The organism is Clostridium sp. AM27-31LB (genome assembly GCF_003480745.1).
Taxonomy (GTDB): Bacteria; Bacillota; Clostridia; order Lachnospirales; family Lachnospiraceae; genus Butyribacter; species Butyribacter intestini.
Genome location: NZ_QUJS01000001.1, coordinates 128,278 through 144,047 on the forward strand (window position 1 = coordinate 128,278; position 15,770 = coordinate 144,047).

Below are 15,770 nucleotides of genomic sequence, written 5' to 3' on the forward strand. Positions count from 1 at the left end.
AGGAGGAAACATATATGCGATTTTGTTATAGCTGTATGCGGCAGATAGCTGACAATACAAAGGATATCTGTCCGTATTGTAAAGAAAAATTAAATATAGAATACAATGCTGATATGTGTCTCAAGCCGGGTACGGTATTGCAGGGAAAGTTTATCGTCGGCAAACTGCTTGGCTCAGGTGGATTTGGAAATACCTATATAGGCTGGAACAACCTTTTGCAATGCAAAGTCGCCATAAAGGAGTATTTTCCTAAGCAGCTTTCCGGCAGAGAGAGAACTACGGGCACTGTATCGGTAATATCAGAGAGCGTAAGGCATGAGCGTTTTAAGATAGGTCTCCGTCACTTCCTCGAAGAAGCGAGAAGTATAGCAAACCTGCAGGATGTAAAAGGTGTTGTTCAGGTTTACAGCTTCTTTGAGGAAAACAACACCGGTTACATCGTGATGGAGTTCCTTGAAGGAATGGATGTAAAACATATCCTTAAACTTAAGGGCAACAGAGTGGAGTATGACTGGGCAAGACGAGTTGTGCTTACGATACTCTACACTCTTAAAGAAATACATAAGCGTGGTGTAATACACAGGGACATAGCACCTGACAACATTATTGTTACAAACGAAGGTGTTATCAAACTTATAGACTTCGGAGCGGCAAAATATGCCGAGCGTGTTGAAAATGAAAATACGGCGATCGTGCTCAAAGAGGGTTATGCACCTATCGAGCAGTATGGAAGAAAAGCGGTGCAGGGACCATATACGGATCTGTATGCGGTAGCGGCACTTTTCTACAGAATGTTGACGGGTGCAAAACCCCAGCCTGCAAATGACAGGACACAGGAGGATAAGCTGCTTACATTGTCGGAGGTCGGAATAAATATTCCGGAGCAGGCAGAATTTGCCATAATGACCTGCCTTAATATACAGCCACAGTTCAGGCTTCAATGTGCGGAAGATTTCATGGAGGCACTCGATGGCAAAAATTTCGTTCCGGTATATGAGCCGGAATGGATTTTGCCAAAAGTAAAGGACGACCAGGACACGGTCGGAAACCGTCTGAAGCAGAAGTTTATGGCGATGGCGGCATGGCAGAGGGCAGCAATACTTGCAGGCAGCATGGCTGTTTGTGCAGGTGCGGTATTTGCAGGTGTAAGTGTTGCAAACAGAGTCATAAATAAAAACAGAGGTGACAATTCCGGTTCAAATGTTGAAAAGATGGCAGCATATCAGAGAGGAAACACCACCTGGGAAGAATATAAGAAAAATCTGGATGATGCAGGCTGCAAGGCAAAAGTTACATATATATATGATAAAGCCTGTAAGAGCGAGAAAGTGGAGGACACTGAGCCGAGACAGGGAGCAGATATTCCGGATGACAAAGTCGTAAAAGTGACCGTCAGAAGTGCCGGGAAAGTCACCATAGAAAAAATGACTAAAATGTCAAAAAGTGAGATAGAGACAAACCTTAAAAATGCAGGAGTCACATCAGACATAAGTTTTAAATATGACTACAATTCGGCTTCAAAAGACAAGTGCTTCAAACAGAGCAAGAGCGGCGATGTTTCATCAAAAGATATAGACAAACTTAAATTTTATATATCATGGGGCAAAAAGGACAAGTATGTGTTCAAACTGCCAAACTTAAAGGACAAAAATCTTGATGAGGCAAAATCTGTTATAGATAAGCTGAATAAAAAGTATAAGTGCAAGATAAAGCTTACGACAAAAGACCAGGTTATAAGCGAAAGTGTTGCTAAGGGTGACATAATAAGCCAGGAACCAAAGTCAGGAAAAAAATATAACAGTAACAGCAAAGACAAAAATATCCCTAAAAAGGAAAAAGTTCCTAAAAAAGTAAGTATTGTGGTAAGTCTCGGTGCACCGACACCTACTCCTGCACCTACTGAACCGCCTGCACCTGCGGCACCGAAGCCTGACAGCAGCAAAAAAACGGATAAGTCGAAAGGAAAAATGAACTATAATGTTGCTTCGGGTGGAGGCAGTAAGAAAAAAACTACAGGTAAAAAGTCAGACAAGAAAAAATCAAAGAAAAATTCAAGCACTGATGAGTTTGTAAGTGATGACAGTGACTTTGATTTTTAAATGTAGAATAAGTATTTACCCGCTTTTTGTAAAGTATTAAGCGGTGGATAAGGCAGATTGCGAATGTACGCTTTATTAAATATCTTTAAATATAGAAGGAGGTGGTAAAAATGGACAAAACACTTGTTGACCCCAACAGGCTTTGTATGGGATGTATGGAGTTATTGGAAAACACCGGTGTGCCATGTCCAAAATGCGGATTTTCATTAAAAGATTATCAACAGCCGGAAAATGGTATGCCACCGTACGAGATACTCAACGGCAAATATCTTGTCGGAAAGGTCATAGGAATAGGTGGTTTTGGCATTACCTATATAGGATGGGATTTTTACCAGAGTAAAAAGGTGTGTATAAAAGAATATTTTCCAAAAGGCGTGGCAAAGAGAGAGCAGACGACAACCTATTCCACGGAATATAGTACATACAGTATGGATGTGTTTACGGTAAATACAAAAAAGGCTGCTTATCTTGGCGGTCTTAAGGGATATATAAAAGAAGCAGAAACACTCTCAAAATTTTATGGTATGCCGGGAATAGTTTCCGTAAGGGATTTCTTTTACGGAAACAAGACGGCATATATAGTTATGGAATATATAGACGGGATAAATTTCAGGCAGTTTGCAAAAAGCTCAGGTGGAGTTTTACAGAGTTATATATTGTTTGAACTTTTAAAAGATGTTATTAAGGCATTGAACAGCGTGCACAAGGCTGGTGTGATACATAGGGACATAAGTCCTGACAATATTATGCTCAACGACAAATTTAAGGCAAAACTGATAGACTTTGGAGCTGCAAAACACAGTGGAGCAGGACAGGAGACATCCATTTTTCTGAAACATGGTTATGCACCTATAGAGCAGTATGACAGAAACGGAAATCAGGGACCGTGGACAGATGTGTATAGTCTTTGTGCCACAATGTATTATCTGCTGACGGGGATAAAATTGCAAAAAGCTTATGAGCGTGTCGCAGAAGATAAGACAATACCTCTTAATATGTTCAATATAGAAATAGAAGATTATCAGGCAAATGCTATATTAAAAGGTCTTAATGTGCAGATAGAGGACAGATACCAGTCAATGGCAGAGTTGTATTATGACCTTTATCATGAGTATCTGCCGGGAGAAAAGCCGCAAAAACCGACTGCCGAGGCAGTGAGGCAAAAGACAATGCCTGAGATAATGCCAATACCTGATATTACAAGAGAAGAAGCAGCAATGCAATATTTAAAACAGCACAGTGAGGATTGATATGGAAAAGACAAAGATTTGTATGGGATGCTTTGAGGAACTGCCCGACGATGCCACGGTATGCAGTATATGTGGATTTGACAACAAAACCATAAAGAGGGAAGTTCAAAAATGGTGTCAGGGTGCGGTCATAGAAAAGAGATGGCTTTTGGGATGCCGTTTCAGTCAAAGCGATACATATACGATATGGAGAGCATGGGACAGTGTGCTGGAGATAAAATGCTTTTTGCTCGTGCTTAATGATGACAGCGACATGGCTCTTTCGGATATAGCAGTCTTATCGAAAGAAAATGACATTGATTTTAAGATATTGTCGGCAGGGATTGTGCTTGACAGGAAAGTTTTATGTATTTCGGCAGACAGAACTGATATTAAGGAAGATGAGCTTTGCATAAAAGAAAATGTCCGGGGCGAAAAAGACATAATATCCCATATTGACAATGGAAATACAGATAAAAATGATATATTGCCTGCGGATACTCTTTTAAATGACAGGTATCAGATATTAGGTATCGTAGGGATTGGCGGATTTGGAATTACTTATCTTGCAAAGGATATAAATCTTTTGAGAAATGTAGCCGTTAAGGAATATTTTCCTAAACAGTGGGTTCAGAGAGAACAAAATTATGTATCAATAAGACATTCGGGCATGGTTGAGCCGTTTAAATACGGACTTAAATCCTTTGTCAGTGAGATAAAAATGACAGCTAAATTTATACACACTGAAAATATCGTGACGGTAACCGATGCCTTTTTTGAAAATGATACTGCATACATGGTAATGGAGTACATACAGGGGGAGAGCATAGGCAGAGAGCTTAGAAAGAGAAAAAATAAATTGTATGATACGCAGGAGATAAAAGAGATATTTGTTCCGGTATTAAAAGCACTTTCTAATATGCACGAAAGGAAAATGATACATTGCGACATATCACCTGCAAACATAATAAGGAAGAAAAACGGTGAGATTGTTCTTATAGATATGGGGGCGGCAAAGTATATATATGATAAGAAAATGACATTTACGGCGTCATTCTTAAAGCCGGATTATGCCGCTCCTGAACAATATCAGACGGCAAAATCGGGCAAGGCAGGCAACGAGGGGACATGGACGGACATATATGCCGTCGGTGCGACAATGTATCATTGTCTTACATTAGAGAAAGCACCGGATGTGATAAAAAGACTTGAAAGCGGAACAGATAAGATAAAAGTAGAACACAGATTTAAGCTCCGTGACAGAAAAAAGTGGATAAAACTGGCGTGTGACTGCATGGAACTTGATAGGACAAAGAGGATACAGGAGTCATATACGGTGTTAGAAAGAATTGATGAATTGAGTTAGGAGGTACACATGGAGAAAAAAGGTTTTAAATGGCAGATGTGTGTCGGTGCTGTTTTTATGATAATCATAATAATATCACTGTTTTTGCCGTCAATGAGCATTTCGGGAGAAAAATATCTGAAAACGGCAGTACAGATAAATAAGTATGCAAAAGACGAGGACTCAAAAACAGCAAAAAAGGCACAGGTTGATAAAAAAGTCATAGACAAATACAAAGAAAATACAAGTAAATGGGATGATAAGGTAAAAGAATTTGATGATAAGATTGATAAGAAAGACAAAGGAAGTTCTATCTCACAGATAATGTTAGTCAAATGGCTCTTTACTGCTGATGATGAGATTGACGATATAGAGGGAATAACAAAAAAAGCCGGTGAAAAAAAATCAGGCAGTAAGAGTGCACAAAATACAGGTATTCTCTCGGCACAGAAAGCATCGGCAAAGGTGAAAAAATCTTCAAAGAAGTCAACAAAGAAATCAACCAAAAAGACAACAACGAAAAAGAAAAGTTCAAAAAGTAAAAATAAGGCAAAAAAATCGACGGCTAAAAAAAGCAATTCCGCTAAAAAATCGGCAAAAAAGCTTAGTGACAGTGATGTAAAGAATGTATTTAAGATTATGGCAATATTATTGTTAATTCCTGTACTTTTGGCAGTAGCATCGCTTATAGTCATTGCTGTCACAGGAAAGACAAACCAGATAATGATGATAGCCACGGGAGCAGTGACAATTGTTGTAAGGCTTATCTATTCATTTATGATACCGGGAATGATATGGGACAAGATAGACGATTATGTAAAAAGTATCACGCTTGTCGATGCAAGATTGTTTGATATAGACGGTGTAGGCAAATATGCCGTGTCAAAAATAATGAGCAACTGCACGGGAGCAGGTGTATATGTAACACTTTTGGCAGGAGTGTTTCTCATTGTAGCAGGAATACTCTTTATGACGGCATTAAAACCTGAAATGGAAAAGGAGGAGTCAGAGGAAGAATGGGATTTTCCGATACCACCGATACCGCCACAGCCGATAAATCCACAATATCCATATGACCCGCCGATGCCGCCACAGCATGATGATGGAAAAAATCAAATTTTTACACCGCCGACACCAAATCCGGATGGTTATGTTGGTGAAGATGGAAAGCATTATATGACGGGAATGCCACCAGAGGATTTTGTATCAGAAAATTATGCAGGAGATATGACAGTAGCAGGTGAAGATATAGGCACTGGTGCAGAGCCAGAGCCGGGAGGATATAAACCTACACCGGGCATGATTCCAAAATCTGGATGTTTATATGGAATGGAGGGAGAATACAGTTCTTCTGAACTTGTGATGAATGACGGAGATGAAGTGATACTCGGCAGAGATCCGAAGTGTGCGACACTTGTATTTAGTTATCCGAAGATAAGCAGAAGACATTGTGGAATAAGATATAACGGTACAGAGCAAAGATATTATGTTATAGATTATTCATCAAATGGAATTGAATTTTCGGATGGAACAAAAGCAATAAAAGGTCAGTATGTAAGTGTTGCACCGGGAACAATATTGTATATGGCAGGAAGACATGAAGCAATAAAACTGGGATAAAGTTATCAGCCGCAAAAGCAAAGCATTATTGTTCACATTTACAGTGTGGATGGTAACGCAAAAAAACTGGTGCGGAGGATGAACAGTCAGGGTGAAGTATGAGGTAGGATATGTTACGGATAGGAATATGTGATGATGACAGAGAGTATAGAGAAAAGATACATGATTTAGTGATACATTCAATATTTTCTTATGACGATGCACAGGTAGTACATTATATGTCGGGAAAACAGGTGGTTGATGATATAGAAAAAGAAGAATTTGACATTGACCTGCTGCTTTTAGACATAAATATGCCGGAATATGACGGATTGAATACTGCAAAATATATACGGGAAAACAATGTTGATGTGGATATTATATTTATAACTGTATCTGCGGAGCATATATTTGACGGATATACTTATAAGGCATTTTCATACATATTAAAGCCTGTAGACAAAAAGCGTCTAGATGATGAAATAGGCAGGTACATGACAGAACGGTCGAAATGCACAAACTGCCTGCATATATCAGTAAATGGAAAAAAAGAGCAGATACTTCTTGATAAAGTCTATTATTTTGAAGGCGAAAAAAGAAAAATAAAAATATACCAGAAAGGCGAGAGTATAAGCTTTTATGCCAAAATGAACGAGCTTGAAGAAATGCTTAAACAGTATGGATTTGTAAGGTGTCATCAGAGTTATCTGGTAAACAAAAAATATATAACGGGAAGTTCGAGAACAGAGATAAAAGTAGGTGAAAGTGTATTACCGATAAGCAGACGCTATCAGGAAGAAATCAAAAAAATATTATAGGGGGGATTGAATTGAAAAATGACATATTGACAATGCAGGTGACAAGAAGCCTTGCTTTATCTGAGGATAAACAGGGAGGTTTGATATGTATAAGAGGAACGCATATCGGAAAGCTGATACCTCTGTCAAGTGACCAAAAGGTGATATTTGGCAGGGATGCGACACAATGCACATATGCGATAACAGATGCACAGGTGAGTAGAAAGCATTGCGAGATAACATATGTAGGAGCATTAAATAAGTATCGCGTAGTGGATTATTCAAAAAATGGAACATTTCTAGGAAACGGAGCAAGGCTTGAAAGAGAAAAGGAATATTATCTTTCATCAGCAGAGGAGCTGTATATGGGAAATGAGGACAACCTGTATAAGCTTAGATAAACATAAGAAAAAGAGTGAATGTAATCATTGCTGACAGCATGGCAGCGATGAACGGCAAACGGAAAGGAGAGATAAAAATGGCATTTTGCAGATATTGCGGAAAGCAATTAAAAAACGGTGAGAAATGTAACTGCGAGCAGAGCAAAAAGCGTGAGATTGAGTTCGCAAAAGAACAGGAACAGTTAAGAAAACAGTATTATATGCAGAAACAAAAAGAACAGAATCGGAAAATAAATAATCAGGGAGGAGTACCGGGACAGCAGCAGATAAACGGAAATCATCTTGGGGGAGTATCTGGACAGCAGCCGATAAGAGGAAACTATCCGGGAGGAGTATCGGGACAGCAGCCGATAAACGGAAATTATCCGGGAGAAGTACCGGGACAGCAGCCGATAAGAGGAAACTATCCGGGAGGAGCACCGGGACAACAGCCGATAAGAGGAAACTATCCGGGAGGAGCACCGGGACAGCAGCCGAATGGAAATTATCCGGGAGGGTATCCGGGACAGCAGCAGATAAACGGAGATTATCCGGGACAACAGCCGATAAACGGATGTTATTCCGGTTGGAATCAGGTGCCGCAGCCAAATGGAAATCAGGGTAATATCTCCCAGATGGCATCGGGAATTGGAAAAAGAATATTGTCTACAGCAGTAGATACATTCAGGTCACCGTTAAATGCCGTAAAAAATCTTGGAAATTCAAACTCAATAGCTGAGTCGCTTATAATATCAGGCATATCAATGTTTGTCTTATTGATTGAACTGCTTATAGCGTGTGCGATAATAGGAGCAAATTTAGAGGATCAGATATTTGGAAGTGTATTTCAGGATATGCTCAATAGTGTAATGAAATATGCCATACTGATACTGATTGGGATGTTTTTGTGGGGACTGCTGGTCGCGGGAGTAATGTTTGTCGTGAGCAAATACCTGTTCCATGAAAATATAACTTTCATACAGACCTATGCGGTAATAGCAGTAAAGACATTGGCTGGAGTAATACTTTTTACAGCATATGTAATATTTTTTATAGCAATGATGTATGTCGTAAAGATATTTAATTCAGATATTGGAGCAATAATAATGCTGATAGTAATGTTGCTTGTGATACCTATAGTTATGTTTACAAACTTTATCTTTTTATACGGATATTTTGAAGTACTTGAAAGAGAGCCATCTGTAAAACTGTATGAGATACTGGTAATGCACATTGTATTGTTTATCGTAAGTCTGATAGTTGGAAAGATTTTAGGTTATTTTATCCAGCAGGCAATATCAGATTCGCTGAGCGGTATAGGTGGGTGGCTTTTAAGTGGATTATTTTCATAAGATATAGGTGATTGTGAAAATAATTATATGTTGTGTTAAATTACATTTATTATACAAAGAGAGACCATCTGTTTGTAAATTAGCATTGTAATACAATCAAAAAATCCTTATTATAACCAAGTTACTTAGGGGGAATAGCAAATGAAGAAAAATATGAATATAATTTTCACATTACCGGGAATTGAGATATGTATAATGCTTTTGCTAAGTTTATTTATGCCTTTGGTAAGTTACAATTCGGGCAGTTACAAACTTTACAATGGAATAACAATATTATCTTATTCGTCTATAGACCTTTCAAAAGAATATGTTAATGCACTTAATTCTTTAAGAAATTTTGTGATAGTGACATTGATTTTGCTTTTTGTTATGGCAATAGTTTTTCTTGTGATAGGACTTGCCAATAAGCAGTTTATGGCAGGGGCAGTTATATCAATAATATCATCAGTTTGTATATTGATAATGGAAATGTTTGCTTACATATCAATAACAGGAGTCAGAGATAAAGGCATTTCAGTAAAATTTGGATTTTTGTTTATATTATTGAGCACAATAGGCATATTAGTATATGACATTGTAATGGGGTGCATAAAAAGTGAAAATGAAATAGAAAAAAATGTGTATGACAACAATTCGGTTTCAAGTGATTTTAATGGAAATGGTTATGGGGAAAATATCCAGCAGCAATATGGTTATTATGACAATGATATTCAGCAGGGAGCTTTTGAAAATAAGCCAGATGCGATACCGGTACCACCGACTGTTTACGGAACAACACTTAAAGGGATGATATTAGGTACGGAGGGAACATTTAAAGGGGCATCATTGCAATTAAGTCCCGGAGAAAGTATAGTGGTCGGGCGTGACCCGGGGCAATGTAATCTTGTGCTTAGCAGCCCGAAAGTAAGCAGAAAACATTGCACGATTTTTATGGATGTTTCGGGAACGTTTATAAGTATTATATGTTATTCAAAAAATGGCATACGCTTTGAGGATGGGAAAATCATACGGGACGGAGAGACAATAAAACTGACTCAGAAAGAAAAGCTGATAATAGCAGATGGCTCAGAAATTCTGGAAATCTTATAGGGAGGAACTATAGAAAGCGAGGCAGAAATGAAGAAATGTTATAATTGCGGAAATATACTTGGCGATGCAGATATGTTTTGTGAAAAATGCGGTGCTAATGTGGGGAATGCAAATGGAAACAGTAATATAAACTTTCAAGGTAACAATATAAATGGAAATAGTAATATAGATTACAACAATGTAAAAGGAGCACATGATTATGAGACAGTAAAAACTTCAAAAGGTATATACATATGCAATGCTCTGTTAGGAGTTGTTATGGCAGCTATGCTTGCTATTGCGGTTTTTGCAAATATGAAAGGAAGTTCATCGAAGGATTACCTGAACGACGATTATAATCAGTTGAAAGAAAATATAGAAAAAGCCGGAATAAGTTTTTTAGGCGACAATAAAGAAAAATTTGATGAACTTACGGCGATGATAAAAAATATTGACTCATCAGATGAGGAAGAAATAAAAGACAGCATAAAAAGTTTAAACAATGTGGTTACGGAGTTAAAACAGTATAATAGTAAAGTTAAAGAATATTCAGATAAAATAAAAGAATACAATAAAAAAATAAAAGAAAATAAGCTGACAAAACAATGCCGCAGTTATAAGTCCGCAAGCGAAAAAGCCGTAAAAAAACTAAAAAATACAATAAAAGCAAATGACATGGACAGCTTAGAAAAAGACTTTAAGAAAGTGGTAAGTCAGTGTAACCAATATGGTGATGCACAGGAAAATTATGTCGTTTGGAAAAAGTATAAAGATAATATAGGGCAGATAGACGAGACAGCAAGTGGAAAAGATATATCCGGAAATGAAAATATTAATACGAACAGAAATAGTGCATTATCGGCATTGCAGGAGTTTGAAAATGCAATAAAATCAGGCGTGGCTCAAAAATTGAATACATATAAAAATGAGTTGATAACTTCCGTAAAAAAATATAAAAATGTTGTAAATAATACAGAAGCAAAGAAAAAAGTTATCTACAAATACAAATATCTTCCAAGTATCAGAGATAATTATGACAGTTATGGAAATGAATTTGTAGCATATGACAGCCGTAATTATGTTATGGATGTTGATGAAATAGAGACATGGCTTAAAGGAAAAGGGGCAACTGACAGAGAGATAGCCTGCTGGTTTACGCTTGCGATAAATGAAATATCTGCAAGATATGGAGCACAATTTTCAACAAATTCACTTGTAGTATATTTTGGAAGTAAGTCATGGTATCAAAATTTAGGGGACGATCCAAATAAGATACGAAGTGTATTCACATCTGCTGAGAAAAGTAATTTTGACAATTTCGGAAGAAAGAGAAATCAATATTGCAAAAAACTTGGAATATCATCAGGTGCAAAAGAATACAGCTACGAAGATTTTAATTATATAGCAAATAATTTTGCTTATTAGGTTGGTTGATTGCGAAACTAGTTATATGTTGTGTTAATTGCACACCTGTAACAAATAATACCGCAGGCACGCTTTTGCTACTTGTCACTCGTAGCAGTACATAAGTCAGCAAAATACGCTGACTAAGTGCTGACGGTGACAAAGTGCACTGCTAACATTATTTGTTACAGATGCACAATTTAATTACTGATTATGATAGTTTCGCAAATGCCTATTATTAGGTTAAAGGAGGGAGAGGAGAAAAATATGAAAATGAAATCACATAAGGTACTATCAATTATATTAGTAATGGCAGTTGTATTTACAGGAATTAATTTTTCGGCAGTAAAAACATATGCAGGAACGAAATCAAGTTATATGAAAAGTTATAATAAGCTGGATAAGAAATGCAAAAAGAAATTTACATATTCCGGTTCGCAATATGAAATGAATAAGGACTCTGGCGAGGAGTATAAATTGTGGGATAAGGAATTAAACAAAGATTATAACAAGATAAAAAAAGCATTGCCGAATAATAAGGTAAAAAAATTAGTTGCATCAGAATTGAAATGGATAAAGAAAAGAGATAAAACGGCAAAAAAAGCTGCGTCAGGCTGGAAAGGTGGAAGTGGTTATACAATGATATATAATTTATCACTCACAAAACAGACAAAAAGCAGAATTAAATGGCTTATAAAGAATTATGCGTAAGGTATTGATAATAAAAGATAAAAGGAGGTAATAAAACATGAGATGTTTAAAATGTGGATATGCAAATCAAATGAGTGCAAGATTTTGTGTTAATTGCGGCAGCAGATTAGGAATTGAGTCAGCAAAAAAAATACAGGCAGAAAATTATAATAACATTATAAATAATCAAAATCAGCAGCAACAGTTTCCACAGCAGGGACAATCGGGAAATCCAAACGGAAATATGCAAATGGGAAACGGACAGAAACAGCCATACCAGCAGCAACAGTTTCCACAGCCGCCGTATCAAAATCCAAACGGAAATGTGCAAATAAATAATGGACAGAAACAGCCATATCAGCAGCAACAATTTCAGCAGCCGCCGTACCAAAATCCGAACGGAAGTGTGCAAATAAACAATGGACAGTATCAGAAGCAGGGACAGCAGATAAATCCAAACGGAAATATGCAAATGAGCAACGGACAGAAACAGCCGTACCAGCAGCAACCGTATCAGCAACAGGGACAGCAGATAAATCCAAACGGAAATATGCAAATGAGCAACGGACAGAAACAGCCGTACCAGCAGCAACCGTATCAGCAACAGGGACAGCAGATAAATCCAAACGGAAATATGCAAATAAACAATGGACAGTATCCGCAGCAGGGACAGCAGATAAATCCAAACGGAAATATGTATATGAATAACGGACAGCAGGAGCTGCCGATGAAATGGCACAATTTCTTGGTCTATGCAGGATTTTTACTTGGGATACTGTATAGTTTAGGTAGTGCTATAAAAATCATAATAAGCATGACTAATACAGAGAGTGCTGAATATTTTGTATATGAATTTTATAAGGCATTTAAAGTTGCAGACATAATAGTAATTATTATAAATGTTTTTTGGTGTGTAGTTGAACTGTATGTCTGGAGAGAAATGATGCAAAAGAGGAGGAATGGCTGGAAAAAATATATATTTTGTATAATAGGAGCATCAGTAATAAATTGTATAAAATGGCTTGCTGCTATAATTATTTTTAAATCATATGAGTTAGAGGTAAGTGTATCTCAGTATATTACAGATATAATAGCGATGATAATATGTTGTTCAATATCAGTTGTGTTAAATAACATTTATTATAAAAAAAGAGACCATCTGTTTGTAAATTAGCAGTGTAATACAAGAGAAATTTAAATTAATATGGGTGGGAGTGTTTGTTAAATAACAATAGAAAATATGTACTAAATGGAGGAGAAGTATGGCGAGATACAATAGGGATTTTTTAGTTCCATATCTTAGAGATGTATATTATATCGAGTGTGTTGGAAACAGATTGAATAATGAAATAAGCGAAGTGGAAAACGATATTAAGAGAAACAATTATGAGCTAAATCATATAACACCGCCACAAAAACCACAGATGGGAAATAAAGCCTCTTATTCGGAGGATGGAGGTATAATGGTTGTTGTCGTTGCAATCATAGCACTTGTTATAAATATATATATCTATAATTGTATAAATAAAGAAGTAACTGGAATTTTTGAAACGATTATAGCTGGAATAATGACATTATTTGGAAAATATACTTTACTTGTTATTTTCTTTATTATTAATGCAATTTTATTTTGGATTGGTTTTTCTATATTATATGATGTTTATAAATATAATAAAAATATAAAAGAAGAATATAAACAGAATATGAACAAATACGGGTAGGAATTGTCAGATTTTAAGAAGAATTATAATTGGATAGTAAGGCAGTATCAGGAAAGAGGAGCGGCACTGGAACAGCAAAGACAATACTTGGTTAAGAGAAGAAAAGAAGCAGCAGAGTTAAGTAAAGATTTATATGATATAAATATAATACCGAGCCGTTTTAGGAACATATATCCGATAGCATATTTATATGATTATTTTTCAACTTCAAGAGAGGATGATTTGGATAAAATAATACAGACGATGCTGCTTGAAAAAATAATTGAACAATTAAAAAGTGTTATTGGAAAAATGAATGAAGCACTTGAAAACCAGCGAGAACAGATAGCATTGTTGTCTGAAAGTAATGAGATAGCAGAGAGAAGCAGAATGGATAATATAAATCATTTACTTGCAATAGAAAGAAATCAGGAAAAGCGTGAGGACTATGAAAGAATGACAGTTGCTAACAGCCTTGTAACAAATTTTATATTAGCGGATATGCAAAGGCAAGTATCAGATATTCAGTACAGATTGTAATTGAAGTTTTAATAGGACGCCAAATGGATAAAAACGAAAGGGATTGATATATATGAATAAAAAAATTACAAAGATTATAATAATGTTGTTTATGGTAATGGTATTTTTAGGAGTAAGCAAAAATGCTGATGCAAAAGATAAATATGTAACTGAACGAGGTGTAAATAGAAATACAACTATTAAAGGGATTTCTGTTGTGGCAAAACAATATGAAGAAGCAGGGTCGTATAAATATAAAATTATAATGAAGAAAAATGGAGTGAAAAAGACCATTGCAAAAAATACGACTACTGATTTTACAACAAACGGAAAAATCATTTATTACAGTGTAGTTGTAAAAAAAATATCACCGTATGAAACTAAAAATTGTATTTATAAATATGATATTAAAACAGGTAAATATACGAAAATCATATCTGGAAAATCTTATGTTGTATCTGGATGTAGTGGAAGGTATTTATATTGCGGAATAGACATGGAAGCAGATGGTATAAAATTATATGCTTATGACTTAAAAAAGAAACGAAAAAAATATATGACATCAGTAGTTGCGAATGTATTGGTTGATGGAAATCATGTAGTTGCAAGCACAATTTCAGGAGTTCCAAGTAATGATCCGATTAATGTTTTTAAGTTAGATGGAAGTGGAAAAAAGAAAGTATGCGATGGTAATTTACTTAAGTTTGAAAATAACAAAATATATTACTATGTAGTCCGTGAAAGTGACTGGAAATACAAAGTATATACCTGCAAATATAACGGAAAACAAAAGAAAGCAATAACGGGATGGGGAAAAAAGATACCTAAAAAATATGGATGGGATTAAATTTGAAGGAAGAACTATAAATGTGAAACTTAAGAAAAGCAGAAAAGATGTAAGGAGGAATTGTGATAATGAAAAAAAGTATTAGGATATTAGCGGCTGTAGTAGCTGTTATATTGTTTTTTAACGGGTTAGCAAATAATGTAAATGTATTTGCTGCTTCAGTGAGTTCGGATACAAAAAATATCGAAAAAGTTTTAAAGTATTATAAGAAAGGGCAATATAAAAAAGCACAAAAATATAATAAAAAATTGAGTAAAATTGTTAAAGAAAAGTGTGTAAAAAAAATGCCTGCGAAAATAAAAAAAGCATATCGAAAGATAGTAAAAAGCTATAATACTGATAACTCATTAGGAAAGAAGTATATTAGCGGCTATTATCTGACAGATATTGATAACGATAGTGTTGCAGAATTGATAGTAAGAGCAGGGTCTTCAGAGGCAGATGCCAGATTTTATGTATATGACTGGAAAAAAGGAAAAATTAAAAAGATAGGAAGTGTAGAAGCGTTACATAGTGAGGTATATGCCTATATCGGACATAAAGGATTTATCATATATGGTGGAGCACAACAGGCAGAATGGATGAAAACAGTTATCGTAAAAAATGGAAAATTAAAGGTAAATATAATAGGAGAGAGGGAGGACGCAGATCCACATTTTGGTTTGAGATGTGGATTGGATAACCATACTTTATATACTGGTGGATATAGAATTGAGTATTCTGATTTGTTGTAAAGCAAAA

The 15,770-nt window shown here is 35.9% G+C and carries 15 protein-coding genes; all 15 read left to right on the forward strand.

Translation table 11 applies throughout. The annotated features are described in order from the left end of the window. The first annotated feature begins 14 nt into the window (after positions 1-14). The 15 genes from DW721_RS00530 to DW721_RS00600 all read left to right on the forward strand — a co-directional run bounded on the left by DW721_RS00530 (position 15) and on the right by DW721_RS00600 (position 15,763). Entirely contained in the window at positions 15-2,099 is a 2,085-nt protein-coding gene (locus DW721_RS00530; RefSeq protein ID WP_118744456.1) for a serine/threonine-protein kinase, read from the forward strand. A gap of 110 nt (positions 2,100-2,209) precedes the next feature. Beyond that, complete coding sequence (locus tag DW721_RS00535) at positions 2,210-3,349, forward strand: serine/threonine-protein kinase (protein WP_118744457.1); 1,140 nt, start codon at positions 2,210-2,212, stop codon at positions 3,347-3,349. Between the two features lies 1 nt (position 3,350). After that, positions 3,351-4,694: a serine/threonine-protein kinase gene (locus DW721_RS00540; protein WP_118744458.1), complete on the forward strand. Its 1,344-nt coding sequence runs from the start codon at positions 3,351-3,353 to the stop codon at positions 4,692-4,694. Positions 4,695-4,703: 9 nt separating this feature from the next. Further along, positions 4,704-6,293: an FHA domain-containing protein gene (locus tag DW721_RS00545; RefSeq protein ID WP_118744459.1), complete on the forward strand. Its 1,590-nt coding sequence runs from the start codon at positions 4,704-4,706 to the stop codon at positions 6,291-6,293. A 110-nt stretch (positions 6,294-6,403) separates the two neighbouring features. After that, on the forward strand, positions 6,404-7,090 hold the full coding sequence (locus tag DW721_RS00550; protein ID WP_022013545.1) for a LytTR family DNA-binding domain-containing protein: 687 nt from the start codon (positions 6,404-6,406) through the stop codon (positions 7,088-7,090). A gap of 11 nt (positions 7,091-7,101) precedes the next feature. Further along, entirely contained in the window at positions 7,102-7,470 is a 369-nt protein-coding gene (locus tag DW721_RS00555; RefSeq protein ID WP_118744460.1) for an FHA domain-containing protein, read from the forward strand. 77 nt (positions 7,471-7,547) lie between these two features. Continuing rightward, positions 7,548-8,801: a hypothetical protein gene (locus DW721_RS00560; protein WP_118744461.1), complete on the forward strand. Its 1,254-nt coding sequence runs from the start codon at positions 7,548-7,550 to the stop codon at positions 8,799-8,801. A gap of 141 nt (positions 8,802-8,942) precedes the next feature. After that, positions 8,943-9,890 carry an FHA domain-containing protein gene (locus DW721_RS00565; RefSeq protein WP_118744462.1) on the forward strand — a complete coding sequence of 316 codons (948 nt, stop codon included), beginning with the start codon at positions 8,943-8,945 and terminating at the stop codon, positions 9,888-9,890. Positions 9,891-9,917: 27 nt separating this feature from the next. Next, positions 9,918-11,294 (forward strand): YARHG domain-containing protein, encoded by a 1,377-nt coding sequence (locus tag DW721_RS00570; RefSeq protein ID WP_118744463.1) that lies wholly within the window; start codon positions 9,918-9,920, stop codon positions 11,292-11,294. 246 nt (positions 11,295-11,540) lie between these two features. Further along, positions 11,541-11,984 (forward strand): lysozyme inhibitor LprI family protein, encoded by a 444-nt coding sequence (locus tag DW721_RS00575; protein ID WP_055944408.1) that lies wholly within the window; start codon positions 11,541-11,543, stop codon positions 11,982-11,984. A 37-nt stretch (positions 11,985-12,021) separates the two neighbouring features. Beyond that, positions 12,022-13,137 (forward strand): zinc ribbon domain-containing protein, encoded by a 1,116-nt coding sequence (locus tag DW721_RS00580; protein WP_118744464.1) that lies wholly within the window; start codon positions 12,022-12,024, stop codon positions 13,135-13,137. An 88-nt stretch (positions 13,138-13,225) separates the two neighbouring features. After that, positions 13,226-13,684 (forward strand): hypothetical protein, encoded by a 459-nt coding sequence (locus tag DW721_RS00585; RefSeq protein WP_118744465.1) that lies wholly within the window; start codon positions 13,226-13,228, stop codon positions 13,682-13,684. 3 nt (positions 13,685-13,687) lie between these two features. Then, entirely contained in the window at positions 13,688-14,203 is a 516-nt protein-coding gene (locus DW721_RS00590; protein ID WP_118744466.1) for a hypothetical protein, read from the forward strand. A 52-nt stretch (positions 14,204-14,255) separates the two neighbouring features. Beyond that, the gene (locus DW721_RS00595) at positions 14,256-15,029 is read left to right on the forward strand and encodes a hypothetical protein (protein ID WP_118744467.1); all 774 of its coding nucleotides are present in this window, start codon (positions 14,256-14,258) and stop codon (positions 15,027-15,029) included. Between the two features lie 68 nt (positions 15,030-15,097). Beyond that, a complete protein-coding gene (locus tag DW721_RS00600; RefSeq protein WP_055944396.1) occupies positions 15,098-15,763 on the forward strand; it encodes a hypothetical protein in 666 nt (221 codons plus the stop codon). Positions 15,764-15,770: the final 7 nt, after the last annotated feature.